Here is a 25,954-nt window from a genome sequence, read left to right as displayed (position 1 = left end):
TAGGATGAAGCATGGCGCGACTGGATAAAGGATTAATTGATTTGTCTTTGGCTATTTCCAGCATAGAAATAGCCTTGCACGATTATGTCTACAGTCCTCAGCGTGGTTTAGAAAAACTTCAATCTGCTCTGTTATCCCTTCAAAAAATATCTAAATTGAGCACCCTCCATGCTTTCTATCATCAGCGTCTGAATTCTTTTTTAGCTGCAGTTGATGGGCTTTTAATATCTGGCTCTCCCTATTTTAGTCATTATCATTCTGCATTTTTATCTGCAGCCGATGCGCTTTCCCAAGTCGTTATTGCAGCACAGTTTAGTGATGATCTCTCTAGGCAGCCGGATCGTCTTCTGGCTATAGATCGTTCTTGCTGGGCTGTGGTGATTTCGATCGCTGATGAAAAAGATATCTCGCTAGTGTATCGGAATTACGAGGCTCGATTAGAGGCAACTCAAAGTAATAGTGTGAGTGTGGACGCTTACCTAGAGGCGCTGGCTGGTGCTGGTCGGGTATCCTTCCAGTTAGATTCAGTAAAAGACTCTGTTTTGAGTGGTCGTTTTCTATTGATAAGTGTGCAATCACTGTCCTGGCTTAAGAGACGATTTCCCTCACTACAATGGCAAGTCCTTTCAGTTAATGAAAAAGAGTCATTGCGAGTTTTATGTGAATTGAGTTTTTTGCCTCTATTTCAAAACGTGAACATGTCGCGTGATTCTCGCTACCGTCTTTTGGCGCTATTTGAAGATAGGTTCAAAACGCTATTTTATCAGGACTTCGGCGCTCTTTTTTCATCAAGTTTAGCGACGGTAGACAAAAGTGGATGTCTTGTCCCTGAAACTCATAGTTTCACTGCTTTTGAGCCGGATGAGCGCTTAGCGTATTTTCCTGTGCGTCACGGCGGATCCGTTTATATTGGCTGTCGAGACTTAAGTGAAGCTGCGCTTAAAATGACTTATATGAGATGTTTAGGGCGTGATTATTTATCCTATTTTTTGTACGAAATCGATACTTCTTTTGGGCGATTTGTCTTTGATCAAGCGGAATGTGTCGGTCGATACGATGTTAGCGAAGGTGATTTTTTAACTGTTGGTGGTTGTCTTTGGTTTCATCCTGAAGAAGATATTCGAGCGGAAGTTTTTTTAAATATGCCTTTGATTTCACGGCTCGACTCGTCGTTTTGTCCAATGTCTTTAGGTGTAACTCAAGTGTTAGTGGTTAAGCAGGGTGGGGAGTATTTCGCGTTACCTTATTTTTCTATTCGTGAAGTGGAGGCTGTATGTTCTGCGATGTCAGCTCCGCGTTCTTGGATAAAAAATATTTGGTTAAGTCAGACTGGTGCGTCGTTATTAGAGCCATGGTTGCTGAGTAAGAACACCTTGCCTGAGGTTCATGGTTGGCCGGAAAAAAATAAATCAACATATCCTTCTAAGAATGGTTATTATTTTGGTAAGGCCTATGGCAGGATGTTTTGCATAGAGGCTAGTTTGATATTCGCGTTATTACCTTATAAAGCGACATCTTCAGTGACGTATTTTGAGGATGATAAGCCTTGTCTGGCGTCATTTTTTACTCATGATGGACGTAGTTTTGATAGAAGGGTGTCAGCTGAACTTCTCCATGATGGGGCGAGTTCTGTTTATGAAAATGCCGATTCTTCGGTTGAGAAGATGTCTTTTTCCGTTATTCTTGAATGGATGGGGGAGTCTATAGTTTTCTCGTTTGCTTCTTGTGATTGGTTTGCCTCATTGCCAGGTGTAAATCATACATGGGAGCTTTCTTCATCTTCTGCTGAGTCTGTTCATGGTTTCGAAGATAAAGTGAGTCGTTTTACATCCTTACAAGATGTTGGTTTGGTTATTAATAAGAAAAATTATTTATCCTTTATTGCTGGCTTTTGCCATCTTCATCATTAGCTTGAAAGTGATTATTGACTATGAATACACTGCATTCACCGTTTGGTGCTCCAAGAAAAGAGCTGATTAATGGCCTGCAAAAAGGTGTTGTAGCCTTGTTGTTTGTATTGCTATTGGCTTTCGCCGGCATGTATATGTTGATGAGCGTTAATTTAGAAAAACAGAATGCTCAACAAGAGAAACTGAGTGAACTTTTGGGGTTGGTGCATAGTGCAGAAGAGCATTGGTTAGAATGGTTATTGGTTGGTGACCGTTTAATTTATAGCGATAGTAATAGCTCAAAAGCACCTTCTTCTAGTCATTTGCATCAGATGCTAGTGAGTGAGTATCGCTTGATGAAAGGTCACCTTAGTGACTTTGAATTTACGGCAGGGATTGATGTTTCTGAATCGCTTGCTTTGTTGGACTCTCTTGCGTTAAGGGAGTTGGACGTCTTACCTTTAACGGATAAAGAAAGGCGATCTGCTTACTCATCATTTGAGTATTTAGAGGCTTTAGATGATGAGCTTTTACAAATCAGTGTTAGTCTGGATTACGAGCGCAAAATATTTGTTGAAAGGTTGATCTGGGTTCCAGTCGCTATTTTTTTAATATTGGCAGCTATTGTGATTATGCTGGCGGCTCGATTTGGTCGTCAATTACGCTCTGGCTTTTTGAGTTTGCATCATATTTTAGACCATCGTAAGCATGGACATACATCTGTTCTTCCTCCCCGAAAAATAATTGATGAACTTACAGACTTGAGTCACTTAGTCGATAATGAATTAGCATCTCGAGATTTTGATCTTGACCAACAGAATGAAAGCCTTAGTTTAATTGAAAAGGCATTGTCTCAGGTTAGTGAACCATTCTTTGTAACGAATTTTCAAGGCGACATTACATGGTTGAGTGCTGGTGCGGAAAGGCTTTGGTTTAGAAATACGCCATTATTTGAGTCATTGTTTGGTATCGATTCTGGGTTAGATGATCCAACCGGTGAGCGTATTGCTGATTCTATTCTGCTATCTGATCAAGAGTTAAAACTGAATTTGTCTGATGGTGTTTATTGGTTACGCGTTCATCACTTTGCTTCCGAGCCAGATGATGGTTCTAGTGGTTTGCATTGTATTATTTCTATACAAACTAAAGCGGAATTTGCTGAATTCGAAGTTTTACACCACAGCTTGAAGTTGTTGGAACAGGATGTCTGGGATGCTCCTATTAGACTATCAAGGCTAGAGTCGCCTTATGCTGGTTTTGCTAAGTCTTTAGAGTCGGTGCGTAAAAAAGTCGTTATGCTTTTTGATGTATTAGATTCGTCCTCGATGCAAACACATTCCCTTGAAAAAATTACTAAACTACAACAAATAGCATCCCTAATTGACGAAAAAACAGATCACAATGAGTCATCGTTGAATGATGTTGTTGTGATAGATGAAACACCACTTCAAGAGCTTCAAGAAGAGCTTCAAGTTGAATTAAACGATATGGCATGGCTTTCTGAGCAGGTTCGGGATTCACTGATATTGGGTTATGAGTTGGTTTTGCAACGCCTAGCGTTAGTCGAAAAAGACCTATCTTCTGATGTGTTTTTGTTGGGCGATGTCGATCGCTGTCTCAATGAAGTGAGAGCTGGAGTTTTAGCAAGCTTGGCTGCAACTGAAGGCGAAAGTGAAAAAATTCGCCGTCGTTTTGCTGTAGATATAGAACACGATATTAGTAAAGTTCAGGATCAAATAGAAGGTATGAAGTCTATGGCGGCTTCTACTCTCTCATTACTTGAATCTGATCGAAGTGTTGGTGTTGCGCGTTTGGATAGAGCGAGGGAATCTGTCAACGAGATGATTGAGCGGATTCATAGTTTGATGTCTAAAACGGTAGACAATATTTCAGAAAATAAAAGTGATGATGTGTCCATAATAAAATCTAGTGATGAGTGGGACGAGATTTAAAGCTTACCACTCATCTTCGAGGAGTAGGCTGTGGTTGAAAGCTTTTTTGATAAAAAAACAGAATGTCTGACGATCCTCGTAAAAGGGCGTTTTGACTACAGCTGTCATAAGATGTTTAAAGAAACGTTTACTGCGGTTAGCAAAGTAAAGTCTTATGAAATTAATTTAGCGGAAGTATCTTATCTTGATAGCTCTGCTCTTGGTATGTTGCTACTGCTTAGAGATCACGCTGGCGCAGAAAAAGCGCAGATTCGTTTGGTTCATGTAAACAGTGCTGTTATTGATATTCTCAAAATTGCTAATTTTCATCGGCTTTTTGATATTACTGAGTAGTTTTGTATGGAACAAGTTTTAACCATATTGATTGCGGATGATAACCCTTCGGATCGTATTTTATTAAAAGCGATTCTGAGTCAATTTGGCCACAACGTAATTTCGGCTGTTGATGGGCAAGACGCAATTGATAAGTTTGATCCTCACACGATTCAATTAGTGTGCTTAGATATAAAAATGCCTCATAAAGACGGTTGGGAAGCAGCGCTCGAAATTCAGCGTATTGCTGGTGATGTGTTTGTTCCTATTGTTTTTCTTTCTGGTGTTACAGACCCTATTGCTTTATCAAATTGCTTACGTATTGGTGGTATTGATTTTATTTCTAAACCTTATAGTCCTGCGCTTATTACTGCAAAACTTAATGCAATAGTCAGGCTTTTGGTTATGCAAAAAACGCTTGAAGAACAGCGTGATGCAATGAGCTTGTATAATGAACAATTGCTCAATGAACAAGATGTTGCGAAAGTAGTTTATGAAAACATAACTAATTCAAATTGCTTGAAAGATCCTGCGCTTTCTACCATTCATTATGGTACGCATACTTTTAATGGTGATGTCATTTTGGCCGCTTATAAGCCGAATGGCGGTATGCATATACTATTAGGTGATTTTACTGGTCATGGCCTTTCCGCTGCGATCGGGGCACTTCCTCTCGCTGATATTTTCTTTGATTGGACAAAAAAAGGCTTTTTGATGCGTCAAATTATCCCTGAGATAAATGCGCGTTTAAAAGGGATTTTGCCATCGAATATGTTTTGCAGTGCTGCATTTATTGATATAAAAGTGAACAATAAAAGTATTGAGGTGTGGAATGGTGGATTACCTGATTTATTATTTTTACCTCAAAATGCAGGCAAACCAGTACGATTTACCTCTAAGAACCTGCCTTTAGGTGTTCTTTCTGCTGATGCGTTTGAATGTCAAATTGAACCTATGTCTTTCGCTCCTGGTGATAGGTTGATGGCATTTTCTGATGGCGTTTATGAGGCATTAGACTTGTCTGGGCAGATGTTTTGTCGGTCTATTCTTAATCCGCTTTATCTGGGAGAGATTGACGCTGAGCATTCGGTTAATTGGCTTGTCCAGCAGCTAGAGCAAGAAGGCGTTTTGGAAAATCCTCATGATGATATTTCATGTCTTAGTGTTCGTCTGGATACTAACATAGGTATCGATTCATCTGAGCATGAAGAGTCAAGAGGGCATGATGAAGCGCCAGCAGACTTCTCATTCGAGTACGTATTAAATGCAGATTCACTTCGTAATACAGATCCCTTGCCCTATGTTTTGCAAATTCTAACGACTGTTCCAGGGTTGAGTAGTTTTTCTAGTCAAGTATTTATGATTCTCTCTGAGTTGTACTCTAATGCACTTGAGCATGGTGTACTGAAGTTAAGCTCTGATAAAAAGAGTTCCAGTGATGGCTTTTCTCTATACTACGAAGAGCGTGAACGTCGCCTCGCCAACTTACGTGATGGTTATGTTAAAATTTCAGTGAAAGTGACGTCTGATAATAACAATAGATCGTTAATGCTATATGTTGAAGATAGCGGTTCTGGATTTGATTTCCAAAGAGTGAACTATGATATATCCAATACAGAATTGCTTTATAATCGCGGTTTAGCCCTGTTGGATCAACTGTGTTCTAAGTTGGAATTTACTAAAGGTGGTAGTGCGGTAACAGCACATTATCATTGGCAAGTAGGCCTAGCTAGTTAGCTTGAGCAGTGTTGGCCTTGCTATTGCATAGTCTCCTTTATCGTTGGAGGAAATTATGCGCACAGATTCAAATACGGTATTGTCTTTACCTTCAGGTGTTCCACCTAAAAAGTCTGCTTTGACTAAGGCCCATTCTAATAATGGGGCGGCTTTTGCGAACGATTTTAATAAAGCAAAAGAAACTGTCAGCCCCAAAAAAACACCTACTACAGATAAAGTAGCGGCTTCTAGCTCGTCAGCACCTTCGTCTTCTAATTCATCGTCCAAAACAACTCAAGGGATTGATAAAAGCTCGGCTTCATATAATAAGAGCAATGCTACTGTCAGTGATAATGAAAAAGGCACTACATCTTTGAGTGGAACTAGTGATGTTCCAGCTGTTGAATCGCCAGTAATATCCAAAGATGGCGGCAAGGCTTTGCAGCAGGATGGCGAAGTCTCTCCTGCTGATGGATCACCTGTCGCTGTTTCTGCTGAAACTTCAGACTTTCCAGTAGTGGTGTCTCCATCAGATTTAAAAAATACGGAGATCACAGCTTCGTTAATACCTAATTCCGATGCTGGACAGGAGTCGCAAAAAGAAGGCGTCTCGCAGAATCTACTAGCTGATAATGTAGTTGCTGACAATATGGGGGCTGGTGATGTAGTTCCAATTACATCTACTCCAATCGCCACGGAAAAGGCGTCTAAAGATGATATTGTTAAAGGGCTTAGTTCGGGGGGCGGTGTTGTTGGTTTAGATGCGATAAGACGGACTGCACCCAGTGATGTAAAAAACATTGATTCGACATTAAGTGACACGAATATTTCCGAGGGCACTATAGAGCCAATGATTGCTGATGATAAAGGTGAGTTATCTTGGGTTTTATCTCAGATGGGAACTGGTGTGAAAGCGGTTCCTGTCACTCCGACTAGCGATGCTGTAATTGATACCACTAAAGCTGCAGCATCTGTTGCTGCCGGCGTTATTGCTGCGGGCGCCATGAATAAAGAAAATCGTACAGCACCAGTGCCTGCCTCTCTGCTTAATGACGGAAGCGCCGTAGCTTCATCGGATGAACTTAATTTAGATTCTACTGACTCTCTTTTAGAAGGGGAGAGTATATTGATTAATGAGCCTATTGAGTTGCGGAAAAAAGAACAGGAGGCCATGCTTGGTCGAATGTCTGCACAGATTGATGGTAATCAGGGTGACGATAGCTCACCGGGTGGCTTAAATAGTTCTCTTAATAATGCGAACCGAACTTCCGCTGCGGCTGCAACGGTTAATGCAGCGGTTGCTAATCCTAATTCTCAGGCTAACCTGGCAATGAGCTTACCACCAGGTCATCCAGGATGGGCTAACGAGATGAGCCAGAAGGTGGCTTGGATTGCCCGTGATGGTGGTCATACGGCACATATTCGCTTGGATCCGCCGGAGTTAGGTAGTCTGACTGTTAAAGTATCGGTCGACAGTGATTCGAATACTCAAATAAGTTTTATTGCTGCGACACCGCAGGCACGAGATCTATTAGAGGGGCAGATGGGAAGGCTAAGAGAAATGTTGGCTCAACAAGGTATGGATTTAAGTCGAGCGGATGTTGATGTTTCACAGCAAGATACTTCTGGAGCACAAGACAGAGCCAATAATCGCAATGGCAGCTCGCTTCAGGGTAGTATTGCTGGTAGCGATGATGTCGATGAGGAATTGATTCCGAGAAATCTATCGTATGTTTCTGCATCTGGTGTTGATTACTATGCTTAAACTTACGAGAAATTGATGGTGCTATGTTTGATTCTTTGTAGAATAGAGGATTATTAGTGCATAAGAGCGTAGACAGCGTTCTTTGTAAAGAATTCGATACATCTAAGGTTTGTGAATATGGCTGACGAAGACGGTTTGGATATTGGTGCAGAAGAGGGAAAGTCTGGTGGTAAGAAAAAGCTTATTATCATTATTCTTCTAGTTTTGGTTTTAGTTGGAGGTGCTGCGGCTGCTTATATCTTTTTGTTTAGCGGCTCTTCTGATGAGGGCGGTGATTCAGCGGAATCAGCTGAGGCTGCCTTAGCGAATGAGCCTTCTACTTATTTGGCATTAGATCCTGCTTTTACTGTTGATTTTATGGTTGATGGTAAACAGCGTTATGTGCAGCTTAATATGTCTGTTAAGTCAAAAAATATAGAGCAAATTAATGCTGTTACGCTTCATATGCCGTTAATTCGTAATAGTTTGGTTTTGTTATTTTCCAGCCAGTCGTTTGTTGATTTACAGACAGCTGCAGGTAAAGAGGCATTAAAAAAAGCTTCTCTTGACGCAATCAATGGCATCCTTGAGCAGGAAACTGGTCAAGGCGGTATTGATGCTGTGTTATTCACTAACTTTGTGATGCAATAGAATTATGTCAGCTCAAGATCTGTTATCTCAGGATGAAATTGATGCCCTCTTACATGGTGCAGATGAAAAGCCTGTAGAAGAGGATAACCGGGATGCTAATGGCGTTGCATCCTATGACATTACGAGTCAAGAACGTATTGTGCGTGGGCGGATGCCTACGCTGGAAATGATAAACGAACGTTTTGCGCGTTACACACGTATTAGTTTGTTTAACATGCTGCGTCGTACAGCAGATGTTTCATCTGGTGGTCTACAGGTAATGAAGTTTGGTGAATATGTTCATACACTTTATGTGCCTACCAGTTTGAATTTGGTGAAATTTCGACCACTAAGAAGTACAGCTCTATTTATACTTGATGCTAAATTGGTGTTTAAGTTAGTCGACAACTTTTTTGGTGGTGACGGGCGTCATGCAAAAATTGAAGGTCGAGAATTTACTCCGACTGAAATTCGTATTGTACAGTTGATGCTTGAACAAGTTTTCAAGGACTTAACGGAAGCTTGGGCGCCAGTATTAAAATTGGAACTTGAATATATTAGTTCTGAAGTAAACCCAGCAATGGCTAATATTGTGAGTCCTAGCGAGGTTGTTGTTGTTTCCACCTTCCATATTGAGTTAGATGGTGGTGGTGGTGAGCTGCATATTACTTTACCTTACTCTATGATTGAGCCTGTACGTGAATTGCTTGATGCTGGCGTTCAGAGTGACGTAGATGAAAAGGATGACCGCTGGGGTAAATCCTTAGAACAAGACGTGAAAGATATTGCTGTTAGGCTATCTGTCAACGTTGCGAATCGTAAAATCTCACTTGGTGAGGTGTTAAAGTTTAAAGCTGGGGATATCATTCCGATAGAAATGCCAGAGTTTGTAACGGTTCGAGCGAATGGTGTGCCAACCTTTAAAGGCAAATTGGGCGTTAGTAATGAACGCTATTCAGTACAAATGCAAGAAAGTTTCAAAGCGAAGGTGACGAAGTAACATGGCAGAAGAACAAAATCCAGATGCAGCAGGCATGGACGAAGATTTAGCTGACGAATGGGCTGCAGCAATGTCTGAAGCGGGCGAGACAGAAGATGGCGAAGGGATCGAAGACGAATGGGCAGCAGCAATGTCTGAGCAAAAAGTTGAGCCTGTAAAGCTGGAAACGCTGACTAATCCTTCTGTACCTAGTGGTGGTGTTGGTTCTGATCTTGATTTGATTATGGATATTCCGGTTGTCCTTTCGATGGAATTGGGTAATACGGAAATCGCAATTCGCAACTTGATGCAGCTAACACAAGGCTCTGTTGTTGAGCTTGATCGTTTTGCCGGAGAGCCACTGGATGTACTTGTGAATGGTACATTGATCGCTCATGGTGAGGTGGTTGTGGTTAATGATAAGTATGGTATCCGTTTAACGGATGTTGTAAGCCCTAGTGAGCGTATTAGACGACTGAAGTAGTACCAATTGAAATTTTCTTTATTTAATCGTTATGTCGTTACGGCCATGCTTTGCATGGCCGTTCCCTATTTGCATGCTGTTGGTGTGCAAGAAATGTCTGCGACTTCCTCTATTTGGAAGGTAGTAATTTCTTTAATCTTTGTTATTGCTTTTATACCCGCGTGTCTTTGGTTAATGAAGCGCTTTCAATTTGCTCAAATGAAGTTGGGACAGTCGGATATTAAGATCGTGAATGTTCAGTCTTTGGGTGCAAAAGAGAAACTCATGCTGGTTGAAGTTGAAGGGGAGCGCTTATTAATTGGTGTCACTGCGCATTCGATTAGTCATCTGCGAAGCTTTCCATCTAAGACAGCATCGTTTGCTTCTATGATGGAGGAGGTCGATAGAAAAAATACTACTGACAATAAGAACAATGGGGATGCCCTGTGATTCGTTTTGTCCTGCTGTTGCTTTTAACGTTTCCAGCTTTTTCATGGGCTGAGGTGGGTTTGCCTGCGGTTAAAGTTGTAACGAATGCCGATGGTAGTCAAGACTATACGGTTTCGCTGCAAATTCTTTTTATCATGACTGCGCTGACGCTTTTACCTGCGGCTTTGATGATGATGACAGCGTTCACTCGAATTATTGTGGTGTTAGCTATTTTGCGTCAAGCAATCGGTTTGCAGCAAACGCCTTCTAACCAGATTATGATTGGTATGGCGTTATTTTTAACCTTGTTTATCATGACCCCGACGCTGGATAGGGTTAATGAAGTGGCTTTGCAGCCATACTTGAAAGAACAGATGACGTCTATTCAGGCTGTTGAGGCCGCGTCTGTTCCTGTAAGGGACTTTATGTTGGCTCAGACGCGAGAGGATGATATTGCTCTTTTTGTTAAATTGGCAGGTAAGGAAGGCACGATTCAGTCAATGGACACACTGCCATTTACTATTTTAATGCCAGCGTTTGTAACCAGTGAGCTTAAAACCGCCTTTCAGATCGGTTTTATGATTTTCATTCCATTTCTGATTGTCGATATGGTGGTGGCCAGTGTTTTGATGGCAATGGGTATGATGATGTTGTCGCCTATCATTATCTCGTTACCTTTTAAAATTATGCTTTTTGTCATGGTTGATGGTTGGTCTATGATTATGGGTACTTTGGCGGCGAGTTTCGGGATTTAATTATGAATCCTCAAGTGGTGTTAGATTTATACGGGCAAGGCTTTTACTTAATTGTTTTGATCGTTGGGGTTGTGATGGTGCCCAGTCTGATCGTTGGTTTGATAGTGAGTGTGTTTCAAGCCGCAACACAGATTAACGAGCAAACTTTGTCTTTCTTGCCAAGGTTGATTGTGACTATTTTAGTTATCATGCAACTGGGGCCGTGGATCTTGATGAAGCTAATGGATTTTACGACCAATTTATTTATTAATATTCCTATGATCATCGGCTGATGTTAGAGCTGCATCCAGATGAGTTACTGAACTTAACGATCAGTTTTCTTTTGCCCTTTTTTCGTATTGGGGCGTTTTTTATGGCGCTGCCTTTATTTGGTAGTCGTCTGGTTAGTCCACGAGTGCGTATTGCGTTTTCCTTTCTTGTTGCCATTATTATTACCCCTGTAATTGATGTCCCTAATTACGATCCTATTTCTCCTGCCTACATTGTGCTGATTGCTGAGCAATTAGTGATTGGCTTTGTGTTGGGTTTTGTTGTCACTATTTTGTTTCAGTTATTTTCATTAGCAGGCCAGTTGGCTGCGATGAAGGCGGGTTTAGGTTTTGCTATGTCTAATGACCCTGCGAATGGTATTTCTGTTGCGACGCTTGGTCAGTATTATTTGTCGATGGTGGCATTAGCATTTTTGGGCACAAATGGTCATCTAGTGATGATAGAGTACTTGGCTGAAAGTTTTAACTATTGGCCAATAGGTAGTGGTTTTGACAGCCAGCGTTATTGGCAGCTAGTGTTGCTGGGTGGCTGGATGTTTGAAAAAGCATTACTTATCGTATTGCCTTTAGCTGTGGCAGTATTGGTTATTAACTTGTCTTTTGGTGTGGTTGCTAAGGCGTCGCCGCAATTGAACGTTTTTGCGTTGGGTTTTCCAATCATAATGCTATTTTCTTTGTTCTTTTTCTGGATTATGTTAGATGATTTCTTAAACATCTATTTGTTGTTTTTCGGAGAAATGATTGACTGGATGAAAGATACGTGGGGAATTCGTTTAAATGGCTGAGAATGAAGACGGTAGCGAAAAGACGGAGAGTGCCAGTAGTAAGAAACTTCAGGATGCTCGAAATAAAGGCAATCTCCCTCGCTCTAAAGATTTAAGTTCAGCTCTTTTGTTGATAGTGGCTGCGGCAACTATTTACGGAACGGGGACTTTGCTTGTTCGTGATCTCGCTGTGTTGTTTGATTTTAATTTTTTGGTTGAGCGAGCTGATGTTTTTGATTTAAGTCGTATGGTTTTTCATCTGTACGAGTCTGTTGTGGCTATGATGGACTCTATGGTTTTGCTTATGTCTGTACTGGCGGTTGCTGGTATTGTTGGCAGTATCGCTTTGGGAGGGTTGAATTTTTCGTGGGAGCCGCTGACTCCAAAGCTTAGCAAAATGAGCCCGATAGCGGGTTTAAAGCGAATGTTTTCGGTGCAATCTTTGGTGGAACTTTTTAAATCTATTGCCAAAGTGACATTAGTTGGTCTTATTTCTGTGTTGGTGGTGAATTACTTTTTGCCAGAAACGCTTGGATTAACTTTTCAGTCAATAGAGCTGGCTATTGCTCATGGTATTGATATTGTTATTTGGTCCTTTGTCTTTGTTACGCTTGCTTTAGCGCTGATTGCTGCGATTGATGTGCCTTTTCAAGTTTGGTCACATAAAGAAAAACTAAAAATGACCAAGCAGGAAGTGAAAGATGAATATAAGCAGCAGGAGGGTGATCCTTTAGTGCGAGGGCGAATTCGTCAGATGCAGCGTCAAGCGGCGATGAATCGAATGATGTCTGATGTGCCCAGTGCCGATGTTATTATTACTAACCCTACGCATTTCTCTGTGGCGTTGAAATATGATCAAGCTGGTGGCGCGGCACCAGTGCTGCTCGCTAAAGGCGGTGATTTTATTGCATTGAAAATTCGTGAAGTCGGCAATCACTATGACATCCCTGTGATACAATCGCCCGCATTAGCAAGGGCGATATACCACCATACTGAGATTGGTGATGAGATACCGCAGGGTTTGTTTAAAGTGGTGGCTCAATTGTTGGCTTATGTATATCAGCTGCGTAATGCTCGTATGGGAGCGCCGCGACCAGAAACGATGCCAAACTTAGATGTGCCTGATGAATTTCAGTGGGACGGTAGTTAATCATGTTTTGTAGTTTTTCTTCCAATAAGGATGACGTGTGAATTTTGACCGCGGTCGACTTGCTGGACAGGTTCAAGGGATTTTTAGTGGGAATTTAGGTATTCCTATCTTGTTGTTATCGCTTTTAGCGATGATGATCTTGCCTATTCCTGCTTTTTTATTGGACGTACTTTTTACCTTTAATATTGCGTTAGCTATTGTTGTGTTGTTGGTCGCTATTTATTCAATGCGGCCTTTAGATTTTGCTGTGTTCCCTACCGTTCTGCTGGTTTCTACCTTAATGCGATTGGCACTTAACGTGGCATCGACTCGTGTGGTTTTATTGAATGGTCACGAAGGTGGTGATGCAGCAGGTAAGGTAATTCAAGCATTTGGTGAAGTGGTTATTGGCGGCAACTACGTAGTTGGTTTTGTTGTCTTTGCAATCTTAATGATTATCAACTTTGCGGTAGTGACCAAAGGTGCTGGTCGTATATCCGAAGTAAGTGCGCGCTTTACCTTGGATGCTATGCCAGGTAAGCAGATGGCTATTGATGCTGATTTAAATGCAGGCATGATTGATGCCGATCAGGCTAAGCAGCGTCGTATTGAAATTGCATCCGAAGCTGAGTTTTATGGCTCTATGGATGGTGCCTCAAAATTCGTAAAAGGGGACGCAGTTGCTGGATTATTGATCCTTGGAATCAATATAATTGGTGGTTTGTCCATTGGTATGGCGCAGCATGATCTTTCTTTCTCGGAAGCCATTGAGCGCTATTCATTATTGACCATCGGTGATGGTCTTGTGGCTCAGCTTCCATCTCTAATGTTGTCTACTGCGGCGGCAATCATGGTGACTCGTGTTAATGAGTCTGGTGACATGGGGTCCCAAATTGTCCGTCAAATGTTTGGATCGTCAAAGGCTTTGTATGTCGCAGCTGGTGTAATGACGATCATGGGTGTTGTTCCAGGAATGCCGCATTTTTCTTTCTTATCATTGGCTGCTTGTTTGGGTGGTCTTGCTTATTTTCTTGAGTATCGTAAGAAACAAAAGCCTAAGCAAGGGCCGAAAAGTACCGGTAAAGCTTCTTCGGATAATCCAGTGCCAGCAGAAGTAAAAGACTTGAGTTGGGATGATGTTGCGCCTGTTGATATGCTTGGCTTAGAGGTAGGCTATCGTCTGATACCTTTGGTTGATAAAACGCAAGGTGGTGAGTTGTTGGCGCGGATTAAAGGTGTGCGTCGAAAGCTATCTCAGGATCTAGGTTTTTTGGTGCCGAGTGTACATATTCGAGATAACTTGGATTTAATGCCGAATGCCTATCGAGTAACCCTTATGGGAGTGAGTTTGGCTGAGGCTGAAGTTCATCCTGATAAAGATTTGGCGATTGATCCTGGTCAAGTTTTTGGTTCTATTGATGGGGTCGCCGGTAAGGATCCATCTTTTGGGTTGGATGCTGTGTGGATTGATCCTAAGAAAAGAGACCAGGCGCAAACTTACGGATACACGGTTGTTGATGTCAGTACTGTGGTTGCAACTCATATTAATCAGATTATGCATAAACACGCTTATGAGTTGATCGGTCATGATGAGGTTCAGCAGTTATTGAGTTTGTTGAAACAATATAATCCTAAATTGGCCGAAGAGTTAGTACCAAATACCATACCTTTAAGTGTTCTTCTTAAAGTATTGCAGAATTTATTGATAGAAGGTGTGCCTTTAAGGGATATGCGTACTATTGCTGAGTCGATTATGGGTGTGCAGCCAAAAACTCAGGACCCTATGATCCTTACAGCGGCAGTTCGAACGTCTTTGTCGCGTTTGATAATTCAGACATTGGCAGATGGTGTAGAAGAAATTCCTGTTTTAACGCTGGAACCGCAGCTAGAAAAAATGCTTATGCAGACGGTTCAGCAAAGTCAGCAGTCGGGCATTAAAAATGAAGAGGCGCTGATCTTAGAGCCGAAAATGGCTGAACAGTTGCAAGCTTCGTTACGTCAGTCTGCGGAGCAGCAAGAGGCGATGGGGAATACGCCTATTTTGATTGTGTCGGCTCCCATACGACCTATGTTGGCGCGTTTTATGCGTTATGGTATGGTGAATATGTCGGTACTTTCATATCAAGAAGTACCAGACCACAAACGCATTACTGTGGTGGGTGTTATTGGACAATAAGATCTAACTATTAACGTGATGGATTGTATCTATATTTATTGTGATCTTTCGGGTAAGCTATGGATTTGTAAGAAAAATAAACTGGAAGGATTAAGTTATTCATGCAAATTAGGCGGTTTCGAGCACCTGACATGCGGCAAGCGATACGGAAGGTTCGTGATGCTGTAGGCCCTGATGCGGTCATTTTGTCAAATCAACGCCTGCCTACAGGTGAGATAGAGATAGTCGCTGCTCTAGATTATGATGGATCCTTACCTTCTAGTATGACCTCTAAACGGTCGTCTGCGCCTCGTTCTGAGCAATATGCCGACCCCAGTGCCGACTATTTAGGGCGCATAGAGAGAGCGAAACAACAGGGTCCTGTACAAAATACTTCACCTACATATTCTGAAAAACGTCCTACATCACAGTTTGAAATGCCTCCCTTGTCAAGTGACAAAGAAGATCCCGCTGTTGAGGAGGCTTTATCTATTCGTAATAGCGAGAGTGCCAAACAGTTGCGAGATATGGAGCTCGAGCTGAAAAATGTTCGGGCTTTGCTTGAGCAGCGTCAGCAAAATGAAAGTCGAGTTGAGGCTAAGGAAAACGCAGTAGAATTGCGTGCTCGTGAAAAGTTAAAAGGCTTAGGTTTATCAGACTTTGTTGTGTCTAGGCTTATCGATGATATTGATTTAAAAGGTCGTGAAGATGACTGGAATCGCTTGCTTGCACATCTAGCGGACTACATACCTGTTCGCTCAAGTTCCTCTGAGCTGAAAGGTTGTATTGCATTTATGGGCCCTACCGGAGTTGGAAAGACAACAACTATTGGTAAAATTGCTGCCCAGCATGTTTTGAAGCATGGTTCTGAAGGTGTTGTTTTAATTACCACAGATACTTACCGAATTGCTGCGCATGAACAATTACGAACTTTTGGTCGTATTTTAAATGTACCTGTTGAAGTGGTGAATGAGTATTCAGATTTAAATGAAGTATTGTCAAAATATGCTAATTACTCTTTAGTGCTTGTTGATACTGCAGGTATGAATCCAAGGGATTCAAATCTAGAGCGACAACTTTTAATGATGAAGCGTGCTCGGGCAAGTCTTAAAAAACTGCTAGTATTACCTTGTACAAGCCAAAGGCAGGTTTTAAAAACTGTTGTCGATGTTTATTCTCAAGTTCAATTAGATGGTTGTGTTTTAAGTAAACTCGATGAATCTGCTTCACTTGGTGAAGCGATTAGTGTAGTTATTGAAGAAGGTCTTCCTGTTGTATATATCGCGGATGGTCAAAGAATTCCAGATGATATTGAGCCAGCTCGGGCGCATAACTTGATTAGTAGGGCAGTATATACTGCAGAGCATTATAGTCAGCTTTATGGGTCACTAAAGTATGGTAGTTAGTAAAATTTTGTTATTACTGAAAGCGTTGCGCCAAACTATGTAGTACAGTTAGTTAGCGCAACTAACTTAAATGGTAAAGGTTGCTTAGACTATTTTATGCAGACCAAAAACGGATATAACACATACTCTAAAAAAGCGACGCTTTCGATTGATGCGATTGTTGAGCAATATGGGTATTTGGTAAAAAAAATTGCTTACCATCTATTGGCGCGTTTGCCTGATAGTGTGGATGTAGATGATTTAATTCAAGCTGGCATGATGGGGCTGATTGAGGCGTATAAGCGTTTTGAATCTACTAAAGGTGCTAGCTTTGAAACTTATGCAGGCATTCGTATTCGCGGCTCCATTATGGATGAAGTGCGAAAAACCGATTGGGCACCTCGTTCTGTTAGGCGTAACGGTAGAGCGGTTGCTAATGCGATTAAAGAATTAGAAGCAAAGTTAGGCCGAGAGGTGTCCGATATGGAAGTGGCATCTCATATGAATATAAGCATGGATGAATATCATGAAATGATTCATTCATCCATGTCGACTCAGTTGTTTAGCTATGAAGAAATGCTAGACTCTGATACAAGTAATTTAGATAGTGTTGAATCTGAAGTAGAAAATGCACCTTATTCTTTAGTTGAAGAGGGTGGTTTTCAAAATCAATTGGCAAAAGAAATTGATGATTTACCGGAAAGAGAGAAGTTGGTTTTGTCTCTTTATTATAATGAAGAACTCAACTTGAAAGAAATTGGTGCTGTATTAGGTGTCAGTGAATCAAGAGTCAGTCAAATTCATAGTCAAGCGGCTATGCGATTGCGAGCTCGATTAAGTGATTGGCGAGATTAATTATGAGTTGTGGAATATTACCTTTGGGGTGTGGAGGTTGCATTGGATAAAAACATGAAGATCCTGATTGTTGATGATTTCTCGACAATGAGACGAATCATTAAAAACTTATTACGGGATTTAGGGTTTACCAATACAGTTGAAGCGGATGATGGAACAACTGCATTGCCTATACTTCAAGCTGGAACAATAGATTTTCTTGTGACCGATTGGAATATGCCCGGCATGACAGGTATTGAATTGCTTCGTGCAGTTCGTGCTGATGAAAAGTTGAAAAGCATTCCTGTTCTTATGGTAACGGCAGAAGCTAAACGTGACCAAATTATTGCTGCAGCTCAGGCTGGGGTAAACGGTTATGTAGTTAAGCCTTTCACCGCGGTGGCTCTCAAAGAAAAAATTGAGAAAATATTCGAACGAATAGACGCTGCTAAATAGGGAACTTAGATGTCAAATGTATTGGGATCTGGACTAGTGGAATTTGAAAACCTAGTAAAAGACGGTGCTGTAGAGCTTTTAAATCACATTGAAGTTGGTGATTTCAGTGGCGCTATTAAAATAATCCAAGAGTTAAGTGAAGCTCGTCATAAAAGCTTTTATAACGAAGTGGGTTTTTTAACTCGAAGTCTGCATGACGCCATTCGTGATTTTCAAATTGATTCAATGGACTTAGTTGTTGGTGAGGGCGGAAAAGATTCTGCAACTAAAATCACTGACGCCTCTGATCGACTGAACTATGTTATTGAAACGACTAGTGCGGCTGCCAATAAAACAATGGACATGGTGGACAGTAGTGTCCCTGTGGCCAGTGAGTTACAGAGTCAAGCAAGGGAATTGCGTAAAGACTGGAGTCGTTTAATTCAGAGAGACTTAACACCTCAAGAATTCAGAGACTTGTATAAGCGTATTGATGTCTTCTTGTCTTACGCAGATGACAGTGCCACTACCTTGCATTCAAACCTCAACACAATTCTTCTAGAGCAAGGTTATCAAGACCTAACAGGTCAAGTAATCGCTAGAGTGAATGATTTAATTCGAGATGTAGAAGAAAAACTTGTGCATCTCGTTGCTGTTGCTGGACGCGTTGATAGTATCTCGGGGATTGAACACCAAGAGAAAGAGTCTGAACACGATGACACTCGTGGACATGGCCCAGCTATTAATAAACAAAACAACCCTGAAGTACTGAATAGTCAAGACGAAGTAGACGACTTGCTATCAAGTCTTGGTTTCTAGAAGGAGCTGAGGATGAGTTTCGAGGTCGATGAAGAGATTCTACAAGATTTTTTGGTAGAAGCTGGTGAAATCCTAGAGCAGCTTTCCGAACAACTAGTAGATTTAGAGCAAAATCCAGATGATAAGCAACTGCTTAACGCGATATTTCGTGGTTTTCACACTGTAAAAGGTGGTGCTGGATTTTTACAATTAACTGCCTTGGTTGATTGTTGTCATTATGCTGAAAACGTTTTTGATATTTTAAGGAACGGTCAGCGTAAAATAGATTCTGATTTAATGGATATTGTTTTACAGGCTCTTGATGCTGTAAATGAAATGTTCGATGCTGTACGTGCAGGCGCTGAGCCAGAACGTGCTTCACCTGAGTTGATCGCAGCGCTCGCTGCATATGCAAAGGCTCCAACTGCAGAAGAACTTGCAGAGGCGGATGAAGATGAAGTCGAAGATGTCGCTGAAGAGCAAGATGATGCTGATGTTGAAGAAATTGAAGAGACCGTTTCTGTAGAAAATGAATCTGTCGATATTTCTGACGATGAGTTCGAATCTTTGCTTGATGCATTAGGCGATACTTCATCAGATAATGATGTTCCATCTAATAGTGGTGCCGATAAAAGCAGCACAGCGGCAAGAACAGACGATGAAATCACAGAAGATGAATTTGATGCATTATTGAATCAACTTCACGGCAGTGGTGCGCCTGGAATTAATGATGACCAAGCGGACAGTGCTACATCGGCTGATATTTCTTCAGACGAAATAACCGAAGATGAATTTGAAGAGCTTCTTGATAAACTTCATGGTGAAACGCCTACTTCAGGCAACAAAGAAGACAAATCTAAAGCAGATATCAGTGCTTCTTCTGGTGCAGAATCTGACTTGATTACTGACGATGAATTTGAATCCCTTTTAGATAGCCTGCAAGGTAAAGGTGGAGCTGAAAAGGTAGAAGTGCCAAAAGCTAAAACTGAGCCAAAAGCGGCATCGGCGAAGCCAAAAGCAGCACCTAAACCCGCAGCTAAGCCTGTTCCGAAGCCTGAACCTAAGGCTCCAGAGCCTGAAGCGGATAGTGCTAAAGAAAAAACAGCTAATTCGCCGGTTACTCAAGAAGCAACAGTTCGTGTTGATACTAAGCGTCTAGACGACATAATGAACATGGTTGGTGAGCTTGTGTTAGTTCGAAACCGACTTGTTCGATTGGGTCTTCAAAGTGAAGATGAGTCGATGGGTAAAGCGGTTGCTAACTTAGATGTGGTAACGGGCGATTTGCAAAACGCGGTAATGAAAACGCGTATGCAGCCTATCAAAAAAGTCTTCGGGCGCTTTCCACGAGTAGTTCGAGACCTTGCTCGTAATATGAAGAAAGAGGTTAACCTCATTCTTCGTGGTGAAGAGACAGATCTAGATAAAAATCTAGTTGAAGCTTTGGCCGATCCTTTAGTCCACTTAGTACGTAACTCTGTAGACCATGGTGTTGAAGCGCCAGATGTTCGAGAGGCTAGTGGTAAGCCTAGAATGGGCACGGTGATTCTATCTGCTGAGCAAGAAGGTGATCATATCTTATTGTCCATCGAAGACGATGGTGCTGGTATGGATCCTAGTTTGCTTCGTAGGAAGGCTGTTGAAAAAGGCTTGATGGATGCTGATGCTGCGGATCGGTTATCTGATGAAGAAGCGTTTAATTTAATCTTTGCACCAGGTTTCTCTACTAAGGTAGAAATTACAGATGTGTCTGGTCGTGGTGTTGGGATGGACGTTGTTAAAACGAAAATTTCACAGCTAAATGGTACATTGCAGATTAAATCAGTCCTAGGGCAAGGGTCTCGGTTTATTATTAAAGTGCCATTAACGCTAGCGATCATGCCAACTCTAATGGTGACTTTGTCAGACCAAGCGTTTGCTTTTCCTCTAGTGAGTGTTAATGAGATTTTTCATCTCAATTTGAAGAAAACTAACGTGGTTGATGGGCAGCAAGTTGTTGTTATTCGTGGCAAAACCTTACCTATATTCCATCTGAAGAATTGGCTAATTAAGGGTAATAATCGAGACGATTTACCTGCCGAAGCTCATGTTGTTGTTGTTCAAGTGGGTATGAGTGAAGTGGGTTTTGTTGTTGATCAATTGGTTGGTCAAGAAGAAGTGGTTATAAAACCGTTGGGTAAAATGTTGCAAGGTACTGCTGGTATGGCAGGCGCAACCATTACTGGTGATGGTCGTATTGCATTGATTCTGGATGTGCCTAGTATGCTTAAGAGTTATGCATCTAGGTAATACGTTGTTCATTTAGGGGATGTGATATGCCTGTTAAGGTGCTGGTGGTTGATGATTCTGGTTTCTTTCGACGTCGTCTGGTTGAGATATTTGAAGCTGATCCTAGACTAACCGTAGTTGGTACTGCAAATAATGGAAGAGAGGCGATAGATAAGGTTCAATCCCTATCGCCTGATGTTGTTACTATGGATTACGAGATGCCTGTGTTAGATGGTATCGCAGCCGTAGTTAACATTATGAAGCTTAAGCCAACGCCAGTGCTTATGTTCTCCTCGTTAACTCATGAGGGGGCAAAAGTTACTCTAGATGCTCTAGAGGCTGGTGCGGTTGATTTCATGCCGAAGAACTTTGAGGATATCTCTCGTGATTCGGCGGTAGTAAAGCGGGCATTGGTTGATCGTGTATTAGCGGTTGCTAGAACGCGCTTTGCTGGAGATAGAAAGCCTGTTGCTGCACTTGCTCCACGTGAGGCTCCCAAGCCTATCGTAACTGATCGCGGTGTTATTATTCCGCGTGTAAGGAAACGAGTTAGTCTTGTTGCCATTGGAACATCTACTGGTGGTCCAATGGCTTTGCAAGCTGTATTAAGTAAATTACCTAAGGACTTTGCAGCGCCTCTTGTATTAGTTCAGCATATGCCAGCAGCATTTACTGGTGCTTTTGCTGAACGACTAAACAATATCTGCCAGATTACAGTAAAAGAAGCGCAAGACGGTGATCGTTTACAAGCAGGTGTTGCTTTATTGGCTCCTGGTGGAAAGCAAATGATGATTGACCCTCGAAATGGCGGCTGTGTCCGTATTCTCGATGGGGATGAGCGTCTAAACTACAAACCTTCTGTAGATGTTACTTTTGGTTCAGCGTCAAAATGTTATCCAGGGAAAGTATTATCTGTTGTCATGACAGGAATGGGTGTTGATGGTCGCGAAGGTGCTCGTATGCTGAAGAGTTCAGGCTCAAGAGTCTGGATTCAAAGTGAAGAGTCTTGTGTGATTTACGGCATGCCAATGGCAGTGGAAAAAGCAAACCTAGCGGATGATATTATTGATTTAGAGCATATTGGTGAGCGCATTGCACGCGAGGTTGGCTAGTGGATTTTGTTACCTTAGCAGGACTATTAATTGCTTTCAGTTCAGTATTTCTAGCTAATTGGTTAGGAGGAGGAGAGGTAATCCTTCTCCTTAACTTGCCATCTGCCATTATCGTTATTGTTGGTAGTATCGGTGCCACATTAATTCAGAGTAGTATCCAAGAAGCGGCTCGTGCTCTTGTTTTGATTAAGTGGAGCCTTTTCCCACCTGTTTATGATTTTAACTCTGCCCGCGCCTTAATAAACAACCTTGCCCATAAAGCTAGAAGGTTATCCTTGCTTGCTTTAGAGTCAGATGTCGAAGTGTTGAATAATCGTTTTTCGAGCAGAGCTTTGCAAATGGCTATTGATGGCACTGATCCAGATTTACTGGCAGATCGACTTCATGATGACGCAGTTCGTATTTATGATAGGCGAATGAAAAGCGTCTCTTTCATTGAGTCTATCGGTGGGTATGCACCTACTTTAGGTATCATGGGCTCTGTACTAGGGTTAATTCAAGCAATGGCCAATTTAGATAGCCCAGAAGCATTGGGGCATGGTATTGCTGTTGCTTTTGTTTCTACTCTATACGGACAAGGTTTTGCTAATCTGGTTATATTTCCCATCGTTAAAAAATTAACGGGCTATGTTGATAAAGAACTTCTTTATCATCAACTGCTCATTGATGGTATTTGTGGTATTGCCACTGGTAAGCATCCATATAGATTAGAGTTAGAGCTTAATACTTATGAGTGATACTCCGCCTCGGGCATCTAAGCGTCGTCGAGTGGTAACTAAGTCGCCACGGTCTAGCGCTCAAGGTCGAGATAGATGGATTCTCTCATATGCTGATTTTATTACTCTATTATTCGCTTTTTTTGTAGCACTGTATTCCCTCTCATTAAAAAACTCAGGTGACGAACAGCGCTTGAAAGAAACGCTTCATGGTGTTTTTGATGCTGTTCAAAAGTCAATTAAACCTATCAATATTGGCGAACCGATTGTCGGAGAGCCAAAAGATATTGAAGTCGTTGAAACAAAGCCTATCCCTGCAGCTCCTCCGACAATAGAAGAAAGCAACTCTTCTGCTGTTTACGCATTATTAAGTCAGGTGGTAGAAAATCAATTTTCAGGGCTTCATGCATCAGGGCAAATATCTGTGACAGAGTCGGCTGACTGGGTAAGTTTAGAGCTAAAGTCTGGTTTATTGTTTGGCCAGGGAGAGTATGAGTTAACCAATGAAGCCGTCGCTTTATTAATACTAGTCGCTAACATTTTAAAAGCACATCCTTCGGTGATATTGGTTGAAGGTAATACGGATGATTTGCCAGTGAACTCAAGGCGTTTAGTGTCTAATTGGCATTTGTCTAGTTTGCGATCATCCTCTGTTGTCGATGAGTTGGTTTATAGAGGTGTGGATCCAAAAATGATCGCACCAATCGGCTTTTCTAGCGAACATCCTAAAGTAAGAAACACCAATGACTATGCTCGTCAACAAAATCGCCGTGTAATCTTACGAATTAGTAAGCGTGAGGCCGATAATCTCTATGATTACTTGTTTCAATAGCGTGTTACTGTATATGATTGCAAGGAATTCGTAAGCAAAATAACAGCATAGGGTATCAGGGGAGTCAGAGTGCACATTTGGGCAGTGGCGAATCAGAAAGGCGGCGTTGGCAAAACGACCACAGTAGTTTCTTTAGCAGGGTTGCTGGCTGATGCTGGTCATCGGGTATTAATGATTGATCTTGACCCACATGGTTCATTGACCAGTTATTTTCGCTTTGATCCAGACTCTATAGAAAAGAGTGCTTACAACCTGTTTCAGGCCACTGGTAAAATACCAGAAGATCTGCCTGCTTCTTTAATATTAGAAACAGGTCACCCTAATTTATCTTTGATGCCTGCATCGACAGCGCTGGCTACTTTGGAGCGGCATGCTCAGGCTCAAGGTGGTATGGGATTAGTTATTTCCAAAACACTAGCAATTTTGTGGGATGACTACGATTACGTGTTGATCGATAGTCCACCGGTACTGGGTGTGTTGATGATTAATGCGCTGGCGGCTTGTCAGCAACTAGTGATACCTGTACAAACTGAATTTTTAGCGATAAAAGGTTTAGAAAGAATGGTCAGAACATTGACTATGATAAACCGAGCAAGAAAACGTCCAGTACCATTTTTGATTGTGCCCACTCTTTTTGATCGCCGTACTCAGGCTTCTAATAAAAGCTTACGTAGTCTGAAAGATACTTATGAAGAGTTGGTGTGGCATTCGGTGATTCCAGTTGATACGAAGTTAAGAGATGCCAGTACCGCAGGTATTGCCCCTTCAGCGCTGGATCCTAATGCTCGAGGAATTAAGGCTTACGCAAGTCTGATGGATTCTTTGCTGAACCCAGCGGGATAGTAACAGTTTATGAAAGATACAAAGAGTAAAGAGCAGGCTCTAATAGGCCCTCAAATAGCGGTTCAACGCTATCTGGATGACTTATTGCAAGAAGCGACGTTAGAGCCGCCTGTAGAGCATTTAGATGAACTTGAGGCTACAGTAGATGAATCCGACTCATTCGTAGATTTAGAAGAGCCAGGTTTTGTAGATTCTGATTCGCTTGAATCTGAACAAGTTACTTCAGAAATAGGCTTGAGTGAAGAGGAGTTGTCTTCATTAGATGCTTCATTTAAAGATTTTGAAGAAGCAATATCGGCACAAGTTAATGGCTTGTCATCGGATTCTGAAGAGCACGATACTATTCAGCCAGAGCCAGAGCCAGAGCCAGAGCCAGAGCCAGAGCCAGAGCCAGAGCCAGAGCCAGAGCCAGAGCCAGAGCCAGAGCCAGAGCCAGACCAGAGCCAGAGCCAGAGCCAGAGCCAGAGCCAGAGCCAGAGCCAGAGCCAGAGCCAGAGCCAGAGCCAGAGCTAGAGCCAGTTAAGAAAATTTCGAGAACAGATCCTTTACCATGGGCGACAGGTAGATTTGAGTGTTTGCTCTTTTATGTCGGTGGTTTGAAACTTGCCGTACCACTGGTTGAATTAGGTGGCATTTTTCAAAGTGGAAAAGATAAATTAACGTCCATATTTGGCCAGCCAGATTGGTTTATGGGGGTTGCCAATGTTGGGGAATTTAACCTTCGTACAGTGGATACTGCACGTTGGATAATGCCAAACCACTATGAAGGCGAAATGAAAGATAACTTCAAATTCGTCATTCAGCTTGATCGTACGGATTGGGGTGTTGCTTGTGAGCGAGTCGCAGAGGCTATTACCTTAGAGCCATCACAAGTTAAGTGGCGCAGTGATAGAAGTAAGCGGCCTTGGTTAGCCGGTACGGTAATTGATCATATGTGTGCCATACTTGATGTACAAGGTTTTATAGAATTGTTAGACGACCCGAAAAATGGGTTTAAAAGCGCGCAAAAATAATTGTAATGATCATTTTTTGATCTTTGGAGATGAATAATGGCAACTACTAGCATAGCGTTAAAAAATGCAAATCAGTCAGAAGACCCAATGTTGCAGTGGGTAACATTTCGCTTAGAGAATGAAATCTACGGTGTAAATGTTATGCAGGTAAAAGAAGTTCTGCGTTATTCTGAGATCGCACCAGTCCCTGGAGCTCCTAGTTATGTTTTGGGTATTATTCACTTACGTGGAACGGTTGTAACCGTTATAGATACTTGTCAGCGCTTTGGTTTGCCATCAGGCGAACTGACAGATTCTACGCGTATCATGATTCTTGAAGTAGAAGGTCATGTGATTGGTATTCTGGTAGATGCAGTATCTGAAGTTGTTTATCTTCGTCAGTCTGAGATTGAGCCATCGCCAAATGTTGGTAATGATGAATCATCTAAGTTTATCCAAGGTGTTTGTCACAAAAATGATATTTTATTGATTCTTGTCGATCTAGATAAACTGTTATCAGAAGATGAATGGTCTGAAGTAAGTAATTAAGGTA

General features: G+C 41.8%; 26 protein-coding genes. All 26 read left to right on the top strand.

Going from position 1 to position 25,954, the window contains the following annotated elements:
* Positions 1–11: 11 nt before the first annotated feature.
* The 26 genes from CYL31_RS15960 to CYL31_RS15835 all read left to right on the top strand — a co-directional run bounded on the left by CYL31_RS15960 (position 12) and on the right by CYL31_RS15835 (position 25,950).
* Entirely contained in the window at positions 12–1,910 is a 1,899-nt protein-coding gene (locus CYL31_RS15960; RefSeq protein WP_212916165.1) for a hypothetical protein, read from the top strand.
* Positions 1,911–1,930: 20 nt separating this feature from the next.
* The gene (locus tag CYL31_RS15955; RefSeq protein ID WP_212916164.1) at positions 1,931–3,841 is read left to right on the top strand and encodes a hypothetical protein; all 1,911 of its coding nucleotides are present in this window, start codon (positions 1,931–1,933) and stop codon (positions 3,839–3,841) included.
* A gap of 30 nt (positions 3,842–3,871) precedes the next feature.
* Positions 3,872–4,174 (top strand): STAS domain-containing protein, encoded by a 303-nt coding sequence (locus CYL31_RS15950; RefSeq protein ID WP_212916163.1) that lies wholly within the window; start codon positions 3,872–3,874, stop codon positions 4,172–4,174.
* Between the two features lie 6 nt (positions 4,175–4,180).
* Positions 4,181–5,890, top strand: a complete 1,710-nt coding sequence (locus CYL31_RS15945; RefSeq protein ID WP_212916162.1) for a PP2C family protein-serine/threonine phosphatase — start codon at positions 4,181–4,183, stop codon at positions 5,888–5,890.
* A gap of 55 nt (positions 5,891–5,945) precedes the next feature.
* Complete coding sequence (locus CYL31_RS15940) at positions 5,946–7,634, top strand: flagellar hook-length control protein FliK (protein ID WP_212916161.1); 1,689 nt, start codon at positions 5,946–5,948, stop codon at positions 7,632–7,634.
* Positions 7,635–7,751: 117 nt separating this feature from the next.
* Complete coding sequence (locus tag CYL31_RS15935; protein ID WP_212916160.1) at positions 7,752–8,264, top strand: flagellar basal body-associated FliL family protein; 513 nt, start codon at positions 7,752–7,754, stop codon at positions 8,262–8,264.
* A 4-nt stretch (positions 8,265–8,268) separates the two neighbouring features.
* Positions 8,269–9,243, top strand: coding sequence for a flagellar motor switch protein FliM (gene fliM, locus CYL31_RS15930; protein ID WP_212916159.1), 975 nt, complete (start codon positions 8,269–8,271; stop codon positions 9,241–9,243).
* A gap of 1 nt (position 9,244) precedes the next feature.
* On the top strand, positions 9,245–9,706 hold the full coding sequence (gene fliN / locus CYL31_RS15925; RefSeq protein ID WP_072841262.1) for a flagellar motor switch protein FliN: 462 nt from the start codon (positions 9,245–9,247) through the stop codon (positions 9,704–9,706).
* 6 nt (positions 9,707–9,712) lie between these two features.
* Positions 9,713–10,135 carry a flagellar biosynthetic protein FliO gene (gene fliO, locus CYL31_RS15920; protein WP_249411608.1) on the top strand — a complete coding sequence of 141 codons (423 nt, stop codon included), beginning with the start codon at positions 9,713–9,715 and terminating at the stop codon, positions 10,133–10,135.
* Complete coding sequence (gene fliP / locus CYL31_RS15915) at positions 10,132–10,869, top strand: flagellar type III secretion system pore protein FliP (protein WP_212916158.1); 738 nt, start codon at positions 10,132–10,134, stop codon at positions 10,867–10,869. Before fliO ends, fliP begins: the two co-directional genes overlap by 4 nt.
* A 2-nt stretch (positions 10,870–10,871) precedes the next feature.
* Positions 10,872–11,141: a flagellar biosynthesis protein FliQ gene (gene fliQ / locus CYL31_RS15910; RefSeq protein ID WP_012071103.1), complete on the top strand. Its 270-nt coding sequence runs from the start codon at positions 10,872–10,874 to the stop codon at positions 11,139–11,141.
* Positions 11,141–11,923, top strand: coding sequence for a flagellar biosynthetic protein FliR (gene fliR, locus CYL31_RS15905; protein WP_212916157.1), 783 nt, complete (start codon positions 11,141–11,143; stop codon positions 11,921–11,923). Before fliQ ends, fliR begins: the two co-directional genes overlap by 1 nt.
* Positions 11,916–13,052: a flagellar biosynthesis protein FlhB gene (flhB, locus tag CYL31_RS15900; protein WP_212916156.1), complete on the top strand. Its 1,137-nt coding sequence runs from the start codon at positions 11,916–11,918 to the stop codon at positions 13,050–13,052. Before fliR ends, flhB begins: the two co-directional genes overlap by 8 nt.
* 37 nt (positions 13,053–13,089) lie before the next feature.
* Positions 13,090–15,207: a flagellar biosynthesis protein FlhA gene (gene flhA, locus CYL31_RS15895; protein WP_283248208.1), complete on the top strand. Its 2,118-nt coding sequence runs from the start codon at positions 13,090–13,092 to the stop codon at positions 15,205–15,207.
* Between the two features lie 101 nt (positions 15,208–15,308).
* Complete coding sequence (gene flhF, locus CYL31_RS15890; RefSeq protein WP_212916155.1) at positions 15,309–16,592, top strand: flagellar biosynthesis GTPase FlhF; 1,284 nt, start codon at positions 15,309–15,311, stop codon at positions 16,590–16,592.
* Positions 16,593–16,688: 96 nt separating this feature from the next.
* Positions 16,689–17,426 carry an RNA polymerase sigma factor FliA gene (locus tag CYL31_RS15885; RefSeq protein WP_212916154.1) on the top strand — a complete coding sequence of 246 codons (738 nt, stop codon included), beginning with the start codon at positions 16,689–16,691 and terminating at the stop codon, positions 17,424–17,426.
* A 54-nt stretch (positions 17,427–17,480) separates the two neighbouring features.
* Positions 17,481–17,861 carry a chemotaxis response regulator CheY gene (locus CYL31_RS15880; protein WP_012071097.1) on the top strand — a complete coding sequence of 127 codons (381 nt, stop codon included), beginning with the start codon at positions 17,481–17,483 and terminating at the stop codon, positions 17,859–17,861.
* Between the two features lie 9 nt (positions 17,862–17,870).
* Positions 17,871–18,659, top strand: coding sequence for a protein phosphatase CheZ (locus CYL31_RS15875; protein WP_212916153.1), 789 nt, complete (start codon positions 17,871–17,873; stop codon positions 18,657–18,659).
* A gap of 12 nt (positions 18,660–18,671) precedes the next feature.
* Positions 18,672–20,927 (top strand): chemotaxis protein CheA, encoded by a 2,256-nt coding sequence (locus CYL31_RS15870; protein ID WP_212916152.1) that lies wholly within the window; start codon positions 18,672–18,674, stop codon positions 20,925–20,927.
* 26 nt (positions 20,928–20,953) lie between these two features.
* The gene (locus CYL31_RS15865) at positions 20,954–22,018 is read left to right on the top strand and encodes a protein-glutamate methylesterase/protein-glutamine glutaminase (protein WP_212916151.1); all 1,065 of its coding nucleotides are present in this window, start codon (positions 20,954–20,956) and stop codon (positions 22,016–22,018) included.
* Positions 22,018–22,755, top strand: a complete 738-nt coding sequence (locus tag CYL31_RS15860) for a flagellar motor protein (protein WP_212916150.1) — start codon at positions 22,018–22,020, stop codon at positions 22,753–22,755. Before CYL31_RS15865 ends, CYL31_RS15860 begins: the two co-directional genes overlap by 1 nt.
* A complete protein-coding gene (locus tag CYL31_RS15855; RefSeq protein WP_212916149.1) occupies positions 22,748–23,566 on the top strand; it encodes an OmpA family protein in 819 nt (272 codons plus the stop codon). Before CYL31_RS15860 ends, CYL31_RS15855 begins: the two co-directional genes overlap by 8 nt.
* 69 nt (positions 23,567–23,635) lie before the next feature.
* On the top strand, positions 23,636–24,409 hold the full coding sequence (locus tag CYL31_RS15850) for a ParA family protein (protein WP_212916148.1): 774 nt from the start codon (positions 23,636–23,638) through the stop codon (positions 24,407–24,409).
* Between the two features lie 9 nt (positions 24,410–24,418).
* Entirely contained in the window at positions 24,419–24,922 is a 504-nt protein-coding gene (locus tag CYL31_RS15845) for a hypothetical protein (protein ID WP_212916147.1), read from the top strand.
* A gap of 62 nt (positions 24,923–24,984) precedes the next feature.
* Positions 24,985–25,422 (top strand): chemotaxis protein CheW, encoded by a 438-nt coding sequence (locus CYL31_RS15840; RefSeq protein ID WP_212916146.1) that lies wholly within the window; start codon positions 24,985–24,987, stop codon positions 25,420–25,422.
* 36 nt (positions 25,423–25,458) lie between these two features.
* Positions 25,459–25,950 (top strand): chemotaxis protein CheW, encoded by a 492-nt coding sequence (locus CYL31_RS15835; protein ID WP_012071089.1) that lies wholly within the window; start codon positions 25,459–25,461, stop codon positions 25,948–25,950.
* The last annotated feature ends 4 nt before the right edge of the window (positions 25,951–25,954 follow it).

The organism is Marinomonas sp. A3A (genome assembly GCF_018336955.1).
Lineage (GTDB): Bacteria > Pseudomonadota > Gammaproteobacteria > Pseudomonadales > Marinomonadaceae > Marinomonas > Marinomonas lutimaris.
Note: the sequence above shows the minus strand (reverse complement) of the source record. Positions and strands in the feature narration are given on the sequence as shown.

What these genes read in the sequence shown, in the direction of transcription:
- CYL31_RS15940 (WP_212916161.1), top strand. Translation starts at nt 5,946, where the DNA reads ATGCGCACAGATTCAAATACGGTATTGTCTTTACCTTCAGGTGTTCCA.
- CYL31_RS15855 (WP_212916149.1), top strand. Translation starts at nt 22,748, where the DNA reads ATGAGTGATACTCCGCCTCGGGCATCTAAGCGTCGTCGAGTGGTAACT.
- fliM (WP_212916159.1), top strand. Translation starts at nt 8,269, where the DNA reads ATGTCAGCTCAAGATCTGTTATCTCAGGATGAAATTGATGCCCTCTTA.
- CYL31_RS15945 (WP_212916162.1), top strand. Translation starts at nt 4,181, where the DNA reads ATGGAACAAGTTTTAACCATATTGATTGCGGATGATAACCCTTCGGAT.
- CYL31_RS15880 (WP_012071097.1), top strand. Translation starts at nt 17,481, where the DNA reads ATGAAGATCCTGATTGTTGATGATTTCTCGACAATGAGACGAATCATT.
- CYL31_RS15935 (WP_212916160.1), top strand. Translation starts at nt 7,752, where the DNA reads ATGGCTGACGAAGACGGTTTGGATATTGGTGCAGAAGAGGGAAAGTCT.
- fliR (WP_212916157.1), top strand. Translation starts at nt 11,141, where the DNA reads ATGTTAGAGCTGCATCCAGATGAGTTACTGAACTTAACGATCAGTTTT.
- CYL31_RS15955 (WP_212916164.1), top strand. Translation starts at nt 1,931, where the DNA reads ATGAATACACTGCATTCACCGTTTGGTGCTCCAAGAAAAGAGCTGATT.
- flhB (WP_212916156.1), top strand. Translation starts at nt 11,916, where the DNA reads ATGGCTGAGAATGAAGACGGTAGCGAAAAGACGGAGAGTGCCAGTAGT.
- fliN (WP_072841262.1), top strand. Translation starts at nt 9,245, where the DNA reads ATGGCAGAAGAACAAAATCCAGATGCAGCAGGCATGGACGAAGATTTA.
- CYL31_RS15875 (WP_212916153.1), top strand. Translation starts at nt 17,871, where the DNA reads ATGTCAAATGTATTGGGATCTGGACTAGTGGAATTTGAAAACCTAGTA.
- flhF (WP_212916155.1), top strand. Translation starts at nt 15,309, where the DNA reads ATGCAAATTAGGCGGTTTCGAGCACCTGACATGCGGCAAGCGATACGG.
- CYL31_RS15835 (WP_012071089.1), top strand. Translation starts at nt 25,459, where the DNA reads ATGGCAACTACTAGCATAGCGTTAAAAAATGCAAATCAGTCAGAAGAC.
- CYL31_RS15865 (WP_212916151.1), top strand. Translation starts at nt 20,954, where the DNA reads ATGCCTGTTAAGGTGCTGGTGGTTGATGATTCTGGTTTCTTTCGACGT.
- fliQ (WP_012071103.1), top strand. Translation starts at nt 10,872, where the DNA reads ATGAATCCTCAAGTGGTGTTAGATTTATACGGGCAAGGCTTTTACTTA.
- CYL31_RS15845 (WP_212916147.1), top strand. Translation starts at nt 24,419, where the DNA reads ATGAAAGATACAAAGAGTAAAGAGCAGGCTCTAATAGGCCCTCAAATA.
- CYL31_RS15960 (WP_212916165.1), top strand. Translation starts at nt 12, where the DNA reads ATGGCGCGACTGGATAAAGGATTAATTGATTTGTCTTTGGCTATTTCC.
- CYL31_RS15885 (WP_212916154.1), top strand. Translation starts at nt 16,689, where the DNA reads ATGCAGACCAAAAACGGATATAACACATACTCTAAAAAAGCGACGCTT.
- CYL31_RS15870 (WP_212916152.1), top strand. Translation starts at nt 18,672, where the DNA reads ATGAGTTTCGAGGTCGATGAAGAGATTCTACAAGATTTTTTGGTAGAA.